This is a genomic window from Streptomyces hebeiensis (assembly GCF_052983195.1).
In genome coordinates this window covers 1-18,462 of sequence record NZ_JBRKBE010000003.1, presented here as the reverse complement: position 1 = coordinate 18,462, position 18,462 = coordinate 1, and the positions used below count along the sequence as shown (strand labels likewise).

Annotated in this window: 23 protein-coding genes; 17 read left to right on the top strand and 6 right to left on the bottom strand. The window is 39.3% G+C overall.

Annotated features, from left to right (window positions below; translation table 11 throughout):
• Positions 1-2 precede the first annotated feature (2 nt).
• From ACU6P3_RS33290 to ACU6P3_RS33265, 6 genes are all read right to left on the bottom strand, one after another.
• The gene (locus ACU6P3_RS33290) at positions 3-647 is read right to left on the bottom strand and encodes a hypothetical protein (protein ID WP_447198352.1); all 645 of its coding nucleotides are present in this window, start codon (positions 645-647) and stop codon (positions 3-5) included.
• Positions 648-767: 120 nt separating this feature from the next.
• Positions 768-1,424 (bottom strand): hypothetical protein, encoded by a 657-nt coding sequence (locus ACU6P3_RS33285; RefSeq protein WP_447198351.1) that lies wholly within the window; start codon positions 1,422-1,424, stop codon positions 768-770.
• Positions 1,424-2,200, bottom strand: coding sequence for a peptidoglycan recognition protein family protein (locus ACU6P3_RS33280; RefSeq protein ID WP_447198350.1), 777 nt, complete (start codon positions 2,198-2,200; stop codon positions 1,424-1,426). The genes ACU6P3_RS33285 and ACU6P3_RS33280 overlap by 1 nt, the downstream gene beginning before the upstream one ends.
• 41 nt (positions 2,201-2,241) lie before the next feature.
• Entirely contained in the window at positions 2,242-2,640 is a 399-nt protein-coding gene (locus tag ACU6P3_RS33275) for a hypothetical protein (protein ID WP_447198349.1), read from the bottom strand.
• A complete protein-coding gene (locus ACU6P3_RS33270) occupies positions 2,637-3,323 on the bottom strand; it encodes a phBC6A51 family helix-turn-helix protein (protein ID WP_447198348.1) in 687 nt (228 codons plus the stop codon). Before ACU6P3_RS33270 ends, ACU6P3_RS33275 begins: the two co-directional genes overlap by 4 nt.
• Positions 3,313-3,819, bottom strand: coding sequence for a helix-turn-helix transcriptional regulator (locus ACU6P3_RS33265; RefSeq protein ID WP_447198347.1), 507 nt, complete (start codon positions 3,817-3,819; stop codon positions 3,313-3,315). Before ACU6P3_RS33265 ends, ACU6P3_RS33270 begins: the two co-directional genes overlap by 11 nt.
• A gap of 144 nt (positions 3,820-3,963) precedes the next feature.
• On the opposite strand from ACU6P3_RS33265, the gene ACU6P3_RS33260 reads away from it, so the two are divergent.
• The 17 genes from ACU6P3_RS33260 (at position 3,964) to ACU6P3_RS33180 (ending at position 18,135) form a co-directional block, all read left to right on the top strand.
• Positions 3,964-4,275 (top strand): hypothetical protein, encoded by a 312-nt coding sequence (locus tag ACU6P3_RS33260; protein WP_447198346.1) that lies wholly within the window; start codon positions 3,964-3,966, stop codon positions 4,273-4,275.
• Between the two features lie 649 nt (positions 4,276-4,924).
• Positions 4,925-5,560 (top strand): hypothetical protein, encoded by a 636-nt coding sequence (locus tag ACU6P3_RS33255; RefSeq protein WP_447198345.1) that lies wholly within the window; start codon positions 4,925-4,927, stop codon positions 5,558-5,560.
• Between the two features lie 1,092 nt (positions 5,561-6,652).
• Positions 6,653-7,321 (top strand): hypothetical protein, encoded by a 669-nt coding sequence (locus ACU6P3_RS33250; RefSeq protein ID WP_447198344.1) that lies wholly within the window; start codon positions 6,653-6,655, stop codon positions 7,319-7,321.
• A gap of 690 nt (positions 7,322-8,011) precedes the next feature.
• On the top strand, positions 8,012-8,206 hold the full coding sequence (locus tag ACU6P3_RS33245) for a hypothetical protein (protein WP_447198343.1): 195 nt from the start codon (positions 8,012-8,014) through the stop codon (positions 8,204-8,206).
• Positions 8,207-8,255: 49 nt separating this feature from the next.
• On the top strand, positions 8,256-8,645 hold the full coding sequence (locus ACU6P3_RS33240; protein ID WP_447198342.1) for a hypothetical protein: 390 nt from the start codon (positions 8,256-8,258) through the stop codon (positions 8,643-8,645).
• An 82-nt stretch (positions 8,646-8,727) separates the two neighbouring features.
• Positions 8,728-8,907, top strand: a complete 180-nt coding sequence (locus ACU6P3_RS33235; protein ID WP_447198341.1) for a hypothetical protein — start codon at positions 8,728-8,730, stop codon at positions 8,905-8,907.
• 341 nt (positions 8,908-9,248) lie between these two features.
• A complete protein-coding gene (locus ACU6P3_RS33230; protein WP_447198340.1) occupies positions 9,249-9,524 on the top strand; it encodes a hypothetical protein in 276 nt (91 codons plus the stop codon).
• 212 nt (positions 9,525-9,736) lie between these two features.
• Complete coding sequence (locus ACU6P3_RS33225; RefSeq protein ID WP_447198339.1) at positions 9,737-10,030, top strand: hypothetical protein; 294 nt, start codon at positions 9,737-9,739, stop codon at positions 10,028-10,030.
• 140 nt (positions 10,031-10,170) lie between these two features.
• Positions 10,171-10,887, top strand: coding sequence for a hypothetical protein (locus ACU6P3_RS33220; RefSeq protein ID WP_447198338.1), 717 nt, complete (start codon positions 10,171-10,173; stop codon positions 10,885-10,887).
• A gap of 105 nt (positions 10,888-10,992) precedes the next feature.
• Positions 10,993-12,990, top strand: a complete 1,998-nt coding sequence (locus ACU6P3_RS33215) for a DEAD/DEAH box helicase (protein ID WP_447198337.1) — start codon at positions 10,993-10,995, stop codon at positions 12,988-12,990.
• Between the two features lie 446 nt (positions 12,991-13,436).
• Positions 13,437-13,634 carry a hypothetical protein gene (locus ACU6P3_RS33210; RefSeq protein ID WP_447198336.1) on the top strand — a complete coding sequence of 66 codons (198 nt, stop codon included), beginning with the start codon at positions 13,437-13,439 and terminating at the stop codon, positions 13,632-13,634.
• A 552-nt stretch (positions 13,635-14,186) separates the two neighbouring features.
• Positions 14,187-14,399 (top strand): GntR family transcriptional regulator, encoded by a 213-nt coding sequence (locus tag ACU6P3_RS33205; protein WP_447198335.1) that lies wholly within the window; start codon positions 14,187-14,189, stop codon positions 14,397-14,399.
• Between the two features lie 373 nt (positions 14,400-14,772).
• Positions 14,773-15,096 (top strand): hypothetical protein, encoded by a 324-nt coding sequence (locus tag ACU6P3_RS33200; RefSeq protein WP_447198334.1) that lies wholly within the window; start codon positions 14,773-14,775, stop codon positions 15,094-15,096.
• A 250-nt stretch (positions 15,097-15,346) separates the two neighbouring features.
• A complete protein-coding gene (locus ACU6P3_RS33195) occupies positions 15,347-15,640 on the top strand; it encodes a hypothetical protein (protein ID WP_447198333.1) in 294 nt (97 codons plus the stop codon).
• 423 nt (positions 15,641-16,063) lie between these two features.
• Positions 16,064-16,960 carry a PD-(D/E)XK nuclease family protein gene (locus tag ACU6P3_RS33190; protein ID WP_447198332.1) on the top strand — a complete coding sequence of 299 codons (897 nt, stop codon included), beginning with the start codon at positions 16,064-16,066 and terminating at the stop codon, positions 16,958-16,960.
• A gap of 3 nt (positions 16,961-16,963) precedes the next feature.
• The gene (locus tag ACU6P3_RS33185; protein WP_447198331.1) at positions 16,964-17,677 is read left to right on the top strand and encodes an AAA family ATPase; all 714 of its coding nucleotides are present in this window, start codon (positions 16,964-16,966) and stop codon (positions 17,675-17,677) included.
• A 5-nt stretch (positions 17,678-17,682) separates the two neighbouring features.
• Entirely contained in the window at positions 17,683-18,135 is a 453-nt protein-coding gene (locus tag ACU6P3_RS33180) for a hypothetical protein (protein ID WP_447198330.1), read from the top strand.
• The last annotated feature ends 327 nt before the right edge of the window (positions 18,136-18,462 follow it).

Sequence of the window (18,462 nt, the reverse complement as noted above, 5' to 3'; positions counted from 1 at the left end):
CATTAATACCACCAACGCATTCCATCAAGAGACACAAAATTACCGCCTCCTGAATCCCCTTGGTACCTTACTCGAATAGCAACTCTATTAGTTGGAGTAGTTTCAGCTTGTAGCCAGACTACTGCTGAGGCAAAGCCATTAGCAGCAGTAACCTGACCAGTAGCACATTGACTCATAGAAAAACCGCCATTAACAGGTGTAAGACTAGAATTAATGGCGGTATCAGTAGTAATTTCTACAGAAGTATTAGTAGGCCATGGGGTTGCTGATGCACTAATTTGTACAGACCCAGACAATATAACATAACGCATAAAAGGAAAAATTTTGGCTACAGGGGGAAATCCCGTCCTAGCAACATAAGGAGATCTAAGTTCCAAAGCTTGCCAGACAGCTTGTGAGCCTGAATGATTAAGAGATCTACACCAACTAGTACCATTATATACAGCTATACGATAACTATCCGAGCTGGGAGATTCAGGATAGAAAGCTTCAGTGCCTTTGGGTGGATTAATTAGTGTAGTTGGCCTATCTTGAAACGGTCTGATCTTATCATTAACATCTTCCCAATTTTCATTAAGTTGCGTTATAGGGTCAACTTGCTCATCATTAGGAGGATCAGTTACGTAATTAAAATTAAAGTAGGCCAATCATACCATCATCTTCAATAGGAAGTTCAGGCTCCGGTTCAATAATAATTGGAGGTAGATCCCCAATTTCTACAGGAACGGGTGGGAGGTCTTCTTCATCAGGCGCACCAATAGGCATAATTATTGTCCTGCCGTGTCATTAATTGGATAGTATATATCGTTGAGAGATAGATATCTCTCCCCCGAACTACTTGCATTAGCCCCGTATTTAATAAACTCCATTCTAGGATCTCCAGAATTTTTTGGAGGTACAAAAATTCTGAAAGTTTGAAAGTCGGCTCCTGTCGCTACTCCCCCATGCACAAAGAAGTATCTCTGACGTACCGGGAGAATAGATTCTGGCATGGTTAGAAAATTAACTACAGTATTTAGAGGAAAATCATTATCCTTGTTATTAAGGACTACATTTCCTCTAAATCTTATGAATCCGTTGTGTTCCATATATGAGACACGATCAGTAGAATTATCATTACTGCTGTACCCAGATTCAAAAACCAGTCCATCAGTTTTATACGCCTCTACTCTTGCGTTGGGATCCTGATATACTTGCCCATCGTAACTATAAAAAATAGAATTGCTATATTTCTTATACCATTTAAAACCTTGTTCAATTACCAGACTAGTGGTGATATTAGAAACTGAAGTAGCCTGATATTCTACTAGAGATCGAACTCTAGTATCAGCCCTAATCCAATTATAATTTAGATCGTTATCTACACTTACCAGTTCATCCGGATCAATAATATAGAATTTCTGGTTATCAGTATAATCCCCCATTACTTAGCCTTGAGGATCCTGAGAATTTCTTCTGTATTAGCGAGAGCCTTACGAGCATCTTCAGCAGTAGCCCTAATTACATTAATAGGTGTCCAAGTAGGATTATCTTTAGTTTCCCTACCTGTAGGAGGCTGGGCAAAGTCTGATTCCCAAACATCTTTATAAGTCTGGGACTTCTTAGGTACAGTCACAGGATTAGGTCCCCTCTTAATAGCTTCTGAAATATCAGAACGAACAAGAGACATATTAGCCATCTTGTTCTTAGAAATACCTGGATCCCACTTATCGTTAGACCATTCTCCATGCCCAATAACACTAAGAGAAGACCAACTATGATAATTACATACAGCGGCACCCAAACGTGTAAGAGTATAGTATTGTTCATCAGTCATAGAATGACTTCCTGAATACCATATCTCTACACCATAAAATCTAGCATTGCCATCTACACCATCAGAATTACCATACTTAGGCTTAAGAAGACCAGAATAATTTTCAGAAATTACATGCTGCAATACATTTGGATCTCCCCCACCTGCATGATTAGTTCTACCCCAACCAATAGTGTGGAGCACCCCCCTCTGGTCCAAACCCCAATGGCAGAGAGGCCCGGGAAGGCTACTGAGTCCTCCATACAGGAGTTCCCGTTGATCAGAGGCATCCGACCCCGTGTGATGGACCATTAGTCCATGAATAGGACCCCAATTTCCTTTTTGATTACGATTGTGAGTAGACCAGTTTTTATACTCCTTTACAGGTATTTTCCAGGTCTGCATAAGATTAAGCATAGTTGAAGCACTCATAGGACTAGCCATAATTAAACCTGCCTAAATTCTATAAAATTCTTCAATAGATTAGCTAGATCTGCTACAGAGGGGTTATTAGGGATAGTCCATACCGGGCGAGTTTTACCTACGTTAGTAGGATCCATTTCAAGAGGACCAATCTTCTTAGAAGTAATCCCATCATGAATATGGTTACCAGGACTTGCCTGATTATTACCCATACCCAAAGTATGGTGAAGACTTCTAGAACTTACATCCGCGTCAGAACGGTTATGGTAACGCCTAGAATCTGCTGGAGACTCATCAGAGAATTTAGAACTATCTTCGTCTGAATTATATCTCTGTCCAAATCGATCCAGAGGGGTTTTATTAAGAGAATCCTTCAAGCCAAAATTAACAGGCTTAAGAATCCTATCCGCATCATCACTCATGAAATCTCTTTCCTCCTAGATTCACCCGCAATAAAATTATTCGCTACAGGGGAGGTATTCTCTATAGCAATCCTAGAGAGTTCTACTGCCAAATCATTAAGAGTTTTAGGATCAGAAACATGTTTTTGAATAGCTTCAATTACTCTACCAATAATAAGGTTGACGTTTACGTTACTTTCTTCATTAGCATTATAACGCCCAGTAAGTTCATAGAAGAGTTTAATACTTGCTGTATTACCTTGCTTAACTCCACGCAGAAGTCCCATATGAGCCTCATGTACAGAATTACTGATAAGAACTTCAGACCTTTGCTGCATGTAATTAGAGAACTCAGAATTTTGCATCCAAGTTGCAAACTCTTCTGTAGTAACTCCAATATCGCGCAAACGTTTCTCTTCACTACGCCTATCAGCAAGATTTAGCATTATTGACGCAGCAGCCATCTGTCTTTGAGTAAGACCAGTAGAATTAATTACTATTCCACGAACCAACATGGATTTTTGAAAGAGCGGATTCTCTTTCATAGTAATTATAGATTCTGAATTAATTTCTTTGAACTTCTTAGTAATCCTTAGATATTCAATTATATCATCATCGCTAGGAGGAACGCCAGTCACACTATGATGCCGTTCTATAAAAAGAACAGCCTCTAGTTCCCAATCTTTTAGATATTCATCGCTCACTAGTTTTAAACCCCTCTCCAAGTAGATTGAGTTCTGACATAACTTGTTTCAAAGCACTAGGCATCTTATATGTAATACCTTCCTCGTAATCTACTACAGGAGAGGGATGCAAACACATGTCTACACAAAAAGCATGTGAAGTATTCCAATAATCATTACGCCACTGTACAAATACTTTATGATAATAAACAACATCTGGTTGACGTACACGATCAAACTTAGTTACGCTACAGGGAAGAAGAGATTTATCTAGTTTAACTGATTCGCGCTTCTGCCACTGCCACTCTTTATAAAGCTGGTTTACAACCTCCTTAGTTACTGGTTTCTCAATATTTCGATTAAGAATTTCTACAGTCCACTTTAGAAGTTCATCACTAGGTTTGTCATAAAGACCTTGTTCGAGTCGGGAAATATATTGCCTACTAACTCCCAGTTTCTTAGACAAAGCTGTAGTAGAAATATTAGTAAGATAACGGGCATGTGAAATTGGGTTCATGACACTATAATACGTGGTTTACACTGTAAATGTCAAATTCTTGAGGTTTGATTACCACAAGGGAAAAACGGGTGGAAAATTTTGACAACATCAAAGGCGCACCTATAGTTAGACATAGATCGAGCGAACAAACAGGAGGCAATAATGAGCGCGGTAGTCATCGCATTGATTGCAGTAATCGTCATTACCTCTGTAATGCTTGTTCGTCAGATCAACGTAATGCGAGACAATCGCGTCAGTGTTGAGGCATTCGTTTATCCTCCGATGCCTAACTACTCACCCACTAATCACCTCATTAATGAGGAGTGGGAAGAGTACAAGCGCGATGCTTACAACGAGTACGAAGACATGTTCACTGAACTGTTCAACTCTTACGAAACCAAGTGGTCTAAGAACAATCGTCTTATGATTCGTCAGGGTTCTAATGGTTCATACAAGTTCGTGAAGAAAGGCTAAATCATGTCCTACGTCGTGATCGTAACCTTTACACCGCAAGATGAGAATCTTGACAAGTCTCCTTCCGAAATCAATATGGAGTTCGAGGACAGTCAAGTATTCGACGCGGTTGATTACTATAATACGTGCGTCGAATATTTCGGAGCTGCAAAGAAGTGGGATCCGGAATACCACGGTCTTACAGTTAACATGTCGTTCTGGTGGGATCTCACACAAGTACGATATCTCAGCATTAATTGACTCTTGGCTACAGGGAGAAGACCCGGATCTAATTGATTCGGGTTTTTTCTTAGCCTGCGACTGGAATTACGGGTGGAATTCTGGCCAGTCGCTCTGAAAGGCCATAGTCTGTAGACACAACTTCAGAGAAACGCGGTAGCAATCAGATCGCGGATTCTTGATTTCCTTCTTAACTCAATAGTGCGCGCCGTAGCAGTAATTAGGCTCGACCGCGATAGGCAATTTCTAGCCATTTAGTTGCGGTCAAAATAACGCGTGAATTAAGTATCTCTCGGATTAATAATTAACGGCGTCTTTAGGGAAACCTGAGAACATTTTCTGTAGCGCGTTATGTACTATGAGTTATGGCCATAAGCCATAGTGGTGGAAGTCGTCAAAAACTTTCATCACACGAGGGTAGTGGGACCAGGTGCTGGTGCTGAGGCACATAGTACCCTCTTTAACCTTAGCAATACGCTACCAGAAGCTTAATGCTCAGATTGAAAAGATTGTAGCGGAAGCATATAAGGTCATCGATGACGAAGGTCTTATGCCCGCTGAACTTTCTGAGGAAGAGCTGAATAAGCTCAAGTCCGAAGTTACCGAATCCACTAAGGAACTGCGTGAACACACAAAGGTTCTTTCTGGATTCGAAGAGATGATGCCCAATCTTAAGGGCAATCTTATCATTCACCTCGAACCTATTAAGGACCGTAGGGGAACTGGTAAGGCTTCTGGTTCAGCTAGTAAGGGTGAGGGATCTAAGCGTATTCGCTTTAAGCGAATTGAGATCAATAACGCTGTCGAGGACAGCAAGGGTAATACCGTTTGGCAGAAGGATGCCGATGGTAATCAGAAGTACACGTTTACCTTTGCCGCTAAGTTCCTCGGTAAGCAGCACAAGGGTATTAACTGGTCACCTAATGACCTGACTAAGGCATACTTGGAAAGTGTCCCGGATGAGAACAATCTTCCGGAAGTTCACACGTTCACTATGCCTTTCACGTACAAGGACTCTAACGGTAATGACCAGACCATCAATTTCGAAATCAAGGCTTACCGTTAATCCCTAAAGGAACGTTGATTAAAGCCAGGCTAGATTATTTAGTCTGGCTTTTTTCATCCACCTTTAGTGATTGGAGTATAAGATGAAAGAATACAAAACAATTCGTATCGGAAGTAAGATCCAAGAAGTTAAGAAATTTAATTACAAAGATCTCAGGAAGTGAATTAATGCAAGTTGTTCGCTGTCCAATCGACCATTAATGAATCAACCCCCGACTTTAATTAGTCGGGGGTTTTTTCATGCCCTAAATTAGTGAGGCTCATACACCTATAAGTGAGAGCTTCGCATGGAAATTCAGGTCAGCTTTAAGGATGGTTAAATGAAGAAGGTTTCGCTTATCAAGAAGTGCAACACTTGTGGTCACAACGAATCTACTCATCACACCTTGGACGGTAAGGTAATCTGTAATTGGTGTGCTGTAATGTGGATTCACGACTGTTGTAACTAAGAAACTAACCCCTTCTTTAATTAGAAGGGGTTTTCTTTTATATAGTGTGAAGAGTAATAAGCGACTAGAAATTCAGGTCCCGAAATTTACACCTTCCCAGTCTAATAAAATCACCAACGTAATTAATACTTTTGCTACAGGGAGTAGAGAGATGTTTTGGGTTGAGAGGCACTACAGCTATGTAGCTCAGAACAAGGGACGTAAGATTACACCTAAGCAGCGTAAGCGTCTTGAGAAGAAGAATAATCAGATGCTTAGGCGGCTTTTCGATTCCAAGAGGATTCGATAAATTAATACCCATCTAATAGTTATTGACCCAGTTTAGCAGTAACTCAGTGCTAAACTGACATATTCGGGCATATGGCTACAGGGGGTACTAAACACCTGATATCAGGTCAAGGTACCCCCAACTAGCCTAATCGTAACTATTCACCCATTGTTTACTTTAACAGACATCGGGCAGTGAACGACACTTCGTTTACGATACACTGCCCATGCCACCTTGAGTTTTGCATCTCACTGACCTGCTAGTTTGACTTTAGCAAATGAGTTTTGCAGTTTTGCACCCCTAGTTTGACAGGGTTAGTGCAAAACTCAAAAAATGTCCGAATTGCCCGGATGCGGAGAACCGAAATCAGGTGTAATTGAACTTGTCAAGACCACTAAATACAGAGCTGCGATCTGCTATCCTGGGAGCATTCGATCAAACACCGGTTGGAACGGTTCAAAATGTAATTAGTCATCTAAAAGAGCTGAATCTTAAACAAGAGGAAGATAATACTTTCTTCAAACTTGAGAAAAAGACAAAACTAAATACTAATTATCATACTATTCGTAGAGTTATGGTATCCATGGTTAAGGAAGGACTTCTGTCTGAACTTCCTAAACGTGGTGACAGAAACCAGGTCTACTATACTAAGGCAATCTTCAAGAACACTAATCGTCTTACTGATTATTCAGGCAATAACGTATCTCTTCGAGAATTCATCCATACTCTTATTGATGAAGTTAATCCAGAACTAATTAACCCCAGCGCGATGGATGTACTCAAGATTTGGATGCTCGATTCATTGGGTGCATCCATTCCGGGAGCTTACAAAAGTAAGAATAGGGAAGTTCCTAAACCTGAAGAACTACGTAAGAAGCTCGAAGCAACACTCAGCATGACACGAACGTTCCATGCTTTTATAAAGGCTTTCTTGGATAGCGATATTTGGTCTCCTGTAGCCCAAGAAAGACTTGAGCGTGAATTTAAAGCTTCTTGCGTAGAGGAACATACTGCTATCGTAGATAAGGCTTGGCTAGAAAAGTGAACAATTTATGAATATCTCAAAAGCTGAATGGTTTTGGTACTACACTGTCATCTTACTCATAACTCTTTGTCTTAAGTCTCTTGTTGAGGGCGAATATCTGCTCTCTGTAGCCAATATATTCATTTTGTCGTTAGTAACTATTATTATTCGACTAATGAGGTTCATTAATGACTTCCGTAAAGAATATTCCAAATGGGACATGGAATGAAGTATTACGTGGTGAATTAGTACGTCTTAAGCCTCACTATAGACATAGTAGTCCTGATTCTGTTTGTATTAAGATTCGTGATTTTTGTTGCCCTGGTGAAGACCTCGTATATCAAGGTATAATGTCATTGTGTATTAACTGCGGCTCAATAACTCTTAAAGTGGTGAGTTCTAATGGCAGTAAGTCTAAAGAAACACCGGATAATAACAGTCGGATTTAAAGAATACAGTATATGGGAAGACCACGATGGTACCGAGATTTATGTGTATCATCGCGACTCTTCAGGTAGTTATAGATTTCTGAAGAGCAGATTCATTCCCAAGCCCAAGGGTTCTAGATGATTTTCGAGTTTAAACTTTTACGAGTCTATAATAGAATCTTCTGGATCATTACCGATAAACGAGGGAAGCACATTGTCGTTTATCGCGATGGTAAATATGTAGGTACTAGGCATATGCCTCCTGTAGCAAAGGAATTTTAAAATGCTTGCTGATTGTCAATTTCTGGTAGAGCCATACCATGCTGAATTTATTGAAGAAAACGACCCTGATAAGATGCGTAAACTTATCGAATCTCGCTGGCTTGATAACTATATGTCTGATAAATCCTGGGATCTTCTTATGGAAGGAGAAAGGCTTTCTTTTTATGGAGATTGTAATATTCAAATCAAAAAGTAGCTAATTACCAGCTCAAATTAAACTCTGGGGAACAAGAATGCTGTATCGTGTGAAGTTTATCAATCTCCGTGAGCAGACGATTGATATTCAGGATGACTATGAAAATCTCTTCGATGCTATTCGAGTAGCTAAGGAAACTAATATTGGTCCAGATCGCACGTATCGTGTCGCTATCTCTAACGAGCGCTTCAACGAGGTGTTCTTCACACTTCTTACATCAGGTTATATTTACGCAGGTACTAAGAGTACTCCATACCCGTACGGAGACGTTATGGTTATGCTTCTTAGTGTTAATGCTGATGGTTCTGAACAGCCGGTTTACAGCTCTGTAGCCATGGTAGTTAATAACCCTAAGATTCCTAGTGTTCCTGAACAAAAGATTTCAGAACTTTCTGAACGTTCTTACGTGGTGAAGAGTCAGTTTCACAAGGAAATTTAATTGGGTATAGTTTAGACGCGCTCATTCGACTGGAAAATTGTCCTATGAGCGCGGTAATCGGTATCCAATTAGGAGGGTTTTAATGGATTTTATTACAGGTGGTATGTTTATGGTCAGTGTGTCTACAGCTACTGGTAAAGCTATTAAGGAATGGATGTTAAGCCTTAAAAAAGAGGACTTTGATACCTTTGATATCATTGAAGAAGAGAACTCCCTTAAGGTAGTCCTTGACGGACGTTCCTTTGAGATTAATGATTCATAAAATGATAAAAGATCTTTCGTGTCCTTATGAACTTGGTAGTCACAGCTCACATTCCTGGCAATTTAGAGATACTAGTAAAACCACTATTTACCGTTGCCCTGGTAGGGAGCCTTACTCGGTAAGTTATATTTTTAAGGGTGAAGAATCTACAATCTCGTTTTCCTCCAAGGATTTGGCCGAACAATTCAGGATGGATAATCCAACCTGGTGGTTTAATTGTAACTACGAAATCTAACTTCTAGCCTCTAGTTTCTATCGTGCTCATGGTCTGAAAGACATGAGCGCGTTAGTGGTTAGAGGTGACTTACTTCTAATCCCCCTGTAGCGAAAGGTTTAATCTAATGGCTGTTGACTCTCGTATCCACCAGGCTGTAGTAGTTATTGACTCGAAGGTGTATTACGGATTTTCTGATATTGCTAGCGCTATTGGATTCATTGAGAACCAAGTTGTTCGACCTGTGGTTGATTCCGACAAGGTCTTTGGGCTTCTTTCAGAGGTTCTCTCGGATGGAATTAATGTCCTCGGTGTGAATTATGAAATTCTTGACACCGATTCTTTCCTGGATGTTTACGGTGCTGATGACGAAGGTGTGGATGAAGACGAAGACGATGAGTAATTAAATAAAAGGGTCGGCATCACGGTAACGACTAATGTTATTACGTCAAGTGGTGATTGGACGTACAGCAGGCAGGATGGCATTAGTGACCCTTATTTAAATGAAGGTCAGCACTACGGTAACGACTAATACTACCGCGCTAAGTAGTGATTGGGCGCGAATTTAAACCCGCGAGTGGTATTAGTGACCTTCTTATCTTAAGGAGTTTTATTATGGATCTAGTAGTTATTAAATGCACGATGGATGGTACTACTCAGATTGTAATGGAAGATGATTGGGATCTTCTTAAGGTAGCACTTGTTAGTAATCCATCCACTAATCATCTAGATGTTAATGAAGAGGAGTGGAATCACAAAAGGGTGTGGGGTCTTCTTAAGGACGGTAGTACAGTTTTTACCGGTAATTTTATGTATTCCTATTTTAGTCAGGATCACCATAGGGTTATTCATAGAGATTATTTCCTGGCTTTCTCAGGAGAGGTATGTGATATTCGAGATATCAAATGATTCGAGATTATAAGGTATCAGTTTGTGGATGTGGAAAGATTTGTCTAACAAAGAGTGAAGCTTACGACGTTCTACAGCGGATGCCTGAACAAAGAAGGTTTTACTTTTGTAAACGTAGTGGATCTTATCATACTACTAGAATGGATATTGTACCTAGTCATGTTAAACAACGTATGTCTAAAGAAGATCAGCTTTCTGTCCTACAAGAGGAATTGAATTCCGCTATGGCAATTTCAAATAAAGTTAAAACTACAATTATTGATGAACTTAAAAAACTATATAAAGACAAGGGTATCTATAAAGTAACAAGCGAGATTCTGTTGTCTCATTTTAAGAAATATCCAGGACTCGCATCTGAACAATATTTGAGACAACAAATCTCCGTACTAAAGACGGAGGGGATTCTTCAAGATCTTGGTGAAGTTATTACTGGTTCTAATGGGAGGAAACTTAAGTACTTTGCACTGACTGAAATTTTGGAAGAAGTTACGTCACCTAAGAAGGAAATTGAAGTGTCAAAAACTGTGCCTAATCAGGCATCTCCTATTACTGTAGCTAGCAATCCTTTTGATAAGGTTAATTCTCAGCTTGGTGAGCTACTGTCAAAGGTTAATGGACTTAGTAATGGCTATGCAGAACTAGTTCAAAATAAGCAGAATCTCGACGATGTTGAGCATATGGTAAGTGCTTTGAGGAGTGATTTGTTTACAGCTACTACAGCTATTCAGGAACATATTTCTAGTATGATTAAAAACGTTAACGGTTCTGAGGACTATAAGCGAGGTATCCAAGACGGACTTAAGATGGCAATTGAGATGAATATCACAAGTCGGCACGATGGTTCATCTACTACGTGAGATAGTACAAATCGGTCATCCCTAATGTGATAGACTGAACCTGCTACAGGGCGGCTGAATACTCCCTGTAGCAGATTGAATCTATCCTAATTCGAGGTGTTATTTATGGCTGAATATGAAATTCCTGATAACTATGAGGAACTTAAGCAGTGGCTGGAAAATAAGGAGGAAGAAAATAAGAAGCTTAAGAATAATATTCCGACTATTAATACTTCAATTGAAGCTGATCTAAAAGCTGAACGAGAACTTATGGCTAAAGTTCATGAAATTACTCGCAAGCGTAGGGAGGCTGAAAGAGTACGCGATGCTATGAAAGAGCAGTCGCGTAAAGATGCTCAGGCTATTGCTGCTGCACAAAGGCGTCTTGAAACTTTTGCTTCTGATCGTGCTATTCGTGAGCGACTTAAGAATCAAGCTGAAGAGTTTGATAGGATTACTCAGCAACATACATGGCGTGAATTTGCATTTAATCACCAGATTGATGGTGCTCGACGTCTAGCGTCTGCAAAACGTGGCATTCTAGGCGATAAACGAGGTCTTGGTAAATCTCTGACTTCGCTTATTTGGGCAGATATGTTGGATGCAAAGAAGGTTCTAGTCTTTGCTCCAAAGGATGTTCTAGAAAACTTTAAGCGTGAAATTAATCACTGGACTCCACATCGTAGTGTTCTAATTCTTGGTGGTCTAAATAAATTTCAGCGTGAGCTATATCTAAATCATCTTGCCGCGCTAGATCAATTTTTGCTACTTATTAATTACGAGGCATGGCGTAAGGATCCCATGCTTCTAGAACTTATTAAAAATGTTCGAGCTGATACTGTAATTATTGATGAAGCTCATAATATTAAAGAGCGGCGTACTAGCGCTTATAATGGTATTCGTGATATTGTCTATGCTGATAACGAGTGTAGTCAGTGTGGAGGATATCCTGAGCAGTTTACTAAGTCTCATGGAAGTAGGTCTCTTCGTTGTAGTGTGTGTTTGCATGAACAGGAAACTACTGGTGAATTTTGTAGTGTAAAGAATGTTCTACCTATGACAGGTACAGCTATTCTTAATAAACCACAGGATCTTTGGACTCTTCTTAATCTTGTTGATAGGGTCGCATTTCCGAGTGAAAAAGCATTTTTGCAGGATTACTGTACAACAAATATTTATACTGGTCGTTGGATCTTTAAGCATGGCGGTGAAAATGCTCTCATTAAGCGACTAGGTCCACGATTTGTTAAGCGTGATAAGAATACTGCTGGAGTTAAATTTAAGGAACAGGTGCACGTTCCTCATTATATTGAATTTGATAAAACTCTTTATCCGTCTCAATGGCGTGTTATGCAGGAGATCGCTAAATATGGCGCTATTAAGATGGATGAGAATGTAAAGCTTGATATTATCGGTATTCTTCCGGAACTTATGCGTCGCAGGCAGGCTATCACTTGGCCGAAAGGTATTAAGATTTGGGAAAAGGATGAAGAAGGGAGAAAAACTGGTCGGGTTCTTTATGAAGCTCCGGCAACTGAGTCCATTAAAATGGATAAGGCTATGGAGATTGCTAAGGAAATTATTGAAGAAGATGAAGATCGTCTAGTAATCTTTTCTCAATTTAAAGAAGCTCTTAAGGAATTTGAGCATCGATTTAATTATCTAGGAGTTCCGGTTGTTCGGTATGATGGAGATATTTCAGATAGCAAGGCTGTCGAAGCTCAACTAGATTTTGATGGAAAGACTTCTGCTAATCACCCTCCTTATACTTCGTGTAATCCTGAATGTAAGAAGTGGGGTAAGTCTTGTAATGGCTGGAAATGGACTGTAATCCTTTGTCATTATAAGAAGGGCGGTGTTGGGCTTAATCTGAATTCTGCTCGACAGATGATTAAGCTTGATAGGGAATGGAATCCTGGTAAGGAGGATCAAGCGGATGGACGCATTGACCGTCTTGATAATACAAAGGATTCCGTAGTTCATACTATCCATGTTAGTGGAACTATTGATTCCTTTATGGATAGTCTGATTGAAGAAAAGGCTAAAATTATTGACGGGTTTGAACAGCAACACGATATTGCTGAGAAACTTCTAGCTGCACTTAGGGATAAGGATTTGATGTAGGCAATAATTTATCCGGGTGGTAACGGACGTCACACGGTCCCCACCATTCGAGTGACGAGTTTAGGACACAGTGTGAATGTCCGGTTTAACACCCCGGAGTAGTGGTACACTAGGGATGAAGGGAAAGAGGAGCCGATCAAATCGGACACCTTGGACTCTTCCCACAAAGCAGGTGTAGTAAATAATTAATCTCCCCAGAGTTGTTATTTACTACACCCTTAAAGGTCTGAGTAGGGTAACTTGCGCGGAGAAGTTATTTTTCGAGGCGTCCGAAAGTAACCTACTTTGCTAGGAACCGTGTAATTCCTAGTTAGAGATAACCGAATGCCGTTATCTTACTCAGCCAAGCCTAATCCCCTGGTGTATCGCCTCCACCAGGGGATTTTTATTTATATAGGATTAATATGAAAACAGACGATGAATGGTTCTTAGATAGAATTCTAGAGATGTCTAATCTTAAGGAAGCATTGAAGAATAATCCAAAACCCTCTGTAGCCGATTGTAAACATTTAGAAGCCTTAGTATCGTTTATTGAAGATGCTATTCCAGATAATGAAGAGGATAAATTGACATTCTGGTTTTGGCTGATTGATAAACACCCGGATCATCCTGCTGTGCTAAATATTCACTTTAGATCTTCATGAAAATTGATCTTATTAAAAAGAGTAAGATTTCTAGGGTCTATGATATAGTAATTGATTTTACTTCGTACGCTAATAATGAAAAATATTATCCTATATCTCCGTATGGGGTTAAGTCTAATGAAGTAACTATTAATACTCTTGATTCCTTACTAGCTAGTCTTTCGCTTAGACGTATTACTCGTTGGAAAACTATTAACCCTGTTGGTCGTAGTTATAAAATTCTAGTTTATACAACTACCGTTATTTCTGATAGAAAGTAGCAGACTTAAATGTTTACGTGGTTTGATTTTCGTATCGAATTTACTGACACTCTTCATGAATCTATTGTAGAAGGTACACAAGTAATTTGTAATTATATTCACTGTAGTTATGTAGAAAAGTTTGCTACAGTAGAAGATGCAGAAATAGCGGCGGAGATTCACGTACAGAAGGAGTAAACTATGACTGCCCAAGGCTTATCATTAATTATACTTAATACGTTAATTATTATAGGCTTCTGGGCAGGCTTAGGTTACTTCATCTATAAAATATCAAGGCGTAGGGGGAAGTAGAATGTCAGCTGTTAAGTATACAATTATTGCTGATGATATTAAGAAGCGAATTAAAGATGGAGAATTTAATCATCAACTCCCTACTATGAAGGAATTGGTTAACTATTATAAGTCCTCTCTTAGGACACTTACTAAGTCCATTGAATTGCTTAAAGCTGAAGATATTGTTTATGCCGTAAGTGGTCAGGGTATCTACCTTAAGGAAAAGACATGAAATTTATTCAAAAACGTAGTGAATCAGCTACTAAGAAGACTTGGTTTAGGGTTATTAATAGTAAAATTTTTCTATTTACTACTGTCGAACATAAAGATACTGTAACTTTTTTAGTACATAGATATTATACAATCGGAAAAAGGGATCTGTTGCATTGCTGGAGTGTCCCTAATACTAAGAAGAGGTCTAAATAAGTTGTGTAGCTTGTAAACTCGGCCGTTATTGGGAATGTAGAGAGTCTAGGAATTGTGGAACAATTATAGTTCCAGAATACGTTGATAAATCTACAGGACCTATACGAGAAATCAATACCTATAAAAATGATGCAGCTCTAAAAGATCAGCAGTCTACAGGTCGTAAAAGAGCTGCTGAAATGTATCCTCTAGATAGGGATGCTGATTGTGAGTGGAAATTGCAGAAAAATTGTGGAGGTGGTAATTCACCAATAGTCGGTTGTGTTAAGGGTAAACAAGAAGCACGTCATCATGGTCCTGATAAGAATACTCTAAATAATGATCATGGAAACGTGCATCGTATTTGCCATACTTGTCACAACCGCTGGCACGCTAGAAATGATGAGGATTACGTATGGGGATCTATTTATAATAACCACTCCCCCACTGTAGCGACACTTGAAGAAGTCGCGCTAGATGAGCTTAATTGGATTGGTAAGAAACTACCGAATGTGGTGGATTGATGGAAAATAATCCCAAGATGTTATTCAAGCCAAGTCTGGTGAACTAACTAATGACTAGAAAAGTACGTTCAGAAAAAACTGAACGTAGTGTTCAATATGGTAACAAGAGATTTACCCTAGTTAAAGCATGGTATTATTTGGATAACGGTGACCAATATCACTATATCCATGTATATCAAGGTGGTGTTCTTAGTTTTGTTAAACGATTTTGTTGGTCAGTAGATAAAGAAGGAAAGGTAACTATGCGCTAATGCCTGATATCAAAGCTTTTATAGGAAAGCCTGTATTAGTCCATGCTGTTAAATGGACTGGCGATAATTTTGCTGAGATAAAGTTGTGGGGAGGTTCTTTAGTTTTTCTACGCGATGGTAATCTATTTGTACATACTATTAATGGTGTAGTTCCCGCATTAGTAGGCGATTGGATTACTCGTGGTACACAGGGTGAATTCTATCCTATTAGACCGCGTATTATGGAATCTAAGTATGAACAGACAGAGGTCGATCCTTTGAATTTGAAGGATTCTTATAACGCCCCAAGATAGGATTGACTTTATAATCTTTAGGCTGTATAATTTGGTTAGGCTACAGGGAAGATGTATAAGCCCCCGTCCATTTTCCCTGTAGCCAGTTTTATTAATTAGTCTGTAAACCAGAAATTGGACATATGGTACATACTGTAGTATATGCACATAAAAGTTCATTTAAACGAAAATTTGCTCTTGAGACTGTTTTTAATCATCTTTGTGATGACATGTACAGTCCCAAGACACGATGCGTCGATTCAGGGGGTCTGAGGGACCCTGAGACGGGTCATATGGTATGCTCTGGGTGTGGCAAGGTTCGGATGAGCAGTGGTTTAAGAGAATGTATTATTTGTGATACTGAATATATTGATCTAAATAAACATCAAGACGCTAATTACGAGACTAATTGTCCACGTTGTATTAAAGAATATGGGCTAGAGGATGTCGTATAAAGTATCAACTTCTGAAGTAGCTACTTTTCTTACTTGTAAACAACGTTGGATGTATGCTCACCATCCTTCTTATAATCTTGAGCCTAGGACTTTGGGAATTGCGCTTACACGGGGCGTAGTTGGTCACAAGGCACTTGAGACTTATTACAAGGCTATTTATGAGGGCCTAAGTAATGAAGAAGCAATTAACAAGGCTAATGACTTCCTTGTTAAGGAATCTCTAGACAGCATGATGGCTGGAGATATTGAGAAATCTCGGATGATTTCTGATCTGGGTCTAGTTCTTAAGAACTATTTCTCTGAACAACTTTGGATTCTCGATTCCTATGAGATTGTAGGAGTTGAGTCTCTAGTTAATGCGCCACTCCCCCACACTGATAATATTGATTTTGTTGGGCGTGTAGATCTTTTGCTAAAAATTGTAAAAGGTCTAAATAAGGGTGAGATTGTACCTTGGGATCACAAATTTTGTTATAATTTTTGGTCCGAGTCATCTATTAAGATGACACCCCAGATTCCTAATTATATTTGGGCAGTTAGGGAAATGGGTATGCATTCTCGTAGCGGAATTATTAGCATGATTCGCTACAGGAGTAATGCACAGGAATCTTTTAAGCAAGAATCTATTGAGACAAAATCATCTCTTCGAGATGTTCACATTGTCAATCATACAGTAGCAGCTAAACAAATTGTAGATCTTAAGCAGAAGTCTAAGGTCTCTACTTCAGATGGTATTACTCGCTCTGCATCTAAGTTTAATTGTGAGTATTGCCCATTTATAAATCTATGCTATACTGAAGCTCAAGGTCTTGAAAGTGAGACTATGATTAAAGCTAGCTATCGTCCTAATAGCTATGGTTATGACAATGTATTGGATGTAGAGTAATTAATGAATTCTACCGATGATATTCAAAATGTAGATGATATTCCTAGAAATCTTGTTACTGTCATCTACGGCCCCGAAGGTGTTGGCAAAACTATCCTTGCGGCATCTTTGGGGGACAACAATCTTATTGTCGCGACAGAACGGTCTAATGTTAGTCTAAGTAATTTTCCGGAATTGACAGCTAAGACTAGAATTCTTAAACTTAAACGATTTGATCGTTTTACTAAACTTATTGCACAAATTTTTAACGGAGAGGTTGTGTGTGATCATTTGATTATTGATACCTTTCCAGCTTTGTGTGACATGAAGTTGTCTGAGCAGCTGAAGACAGTTCAATTTAATCGTAAACACCCTGATGTAAATAGTCTTGAAGACTATCAACTACTTCGAGAGCATATGAAGGCACCTATTAAGCAACTTGTGGGGCTTGATATTAGCGTTACCTTTATTGCTCACGAGCGTATTCCTGAACCTGAAGGATACTCCAGAGGTGATAGGCTTACGCGACCAAACGTACCATTTCGGGTATTTCAACTCGTAAATGGGTACACAAACCTTACTGCTTATATGCATAAGGTTAAGAAAGATAAAGAATATGTAAGGGCATTGCGAACTGAATCTACTGAGTCTCATGTAGCTAAGACGCATATCCCCATGGGACCTATTGTCTCAGACACTAAGTTCATCGAAACTATCCGTAACTGGAAAGGTATCTAACAAAAATGTCTTGGTTCGCTTCGGTTAATATTGACGACATCCCTGACAACCCGAATGAGCTTCCTAACAATACTTATAAGTTTAAGGTAACTTCAGCTAAGGTTGGACCTACTAAGGACGGATCTAAGACTGGTATTAGTTTTAAGTACCAGATCATTGAAGGTAGTTACTCTAGCTTCTTTCCTCTTAACGATTGGTGCCGAGTTCCTGACAATAAGACGAACCCTGATGAAGTAGAAAAGATGCTTTCTTATCTTAAGATGCGTCTTTTGGCATGGGGATTCTCTATTGATGAGATTCAGCACTTCGGCCCTGAAACTGTTGAGCAGTGCATCGGTCGAGAGTTTTACGGAACTACCTCCCTTAAGAAGGAAAATGGTCACACTAATATCAGGGTCGTTAAGTTTGACCCTGTTAGTGACGATAATGACACGCAGATGATTGACTTTGGAGTTTAATCACTCCTAGTTTTAAGTTGGCTACAGGAGAACTCCCAGTCTCCTGTAGCTTTCTTAATCTTAGGGCAGATTAAGAAAGAAGGTCTATGATTTGTTTCTTGTGTAGAAGTAAAAGACATACAAATTGTCTTAATCTATATAGGATTGATAATGAGAAATTCATTCCAAGAGAACTTGTTACGAATACACATTGTGCTTGTCAACACAAGGAGTCTTGGAATTATGTAAAGGATATTAGAAAAGAGCAAAAATAATATGGGGAACGCAACCGGTGCTGGTGCTGAGGCACATAGTACCCTCTTTAACCTTAGCAATACGTAACTGAAC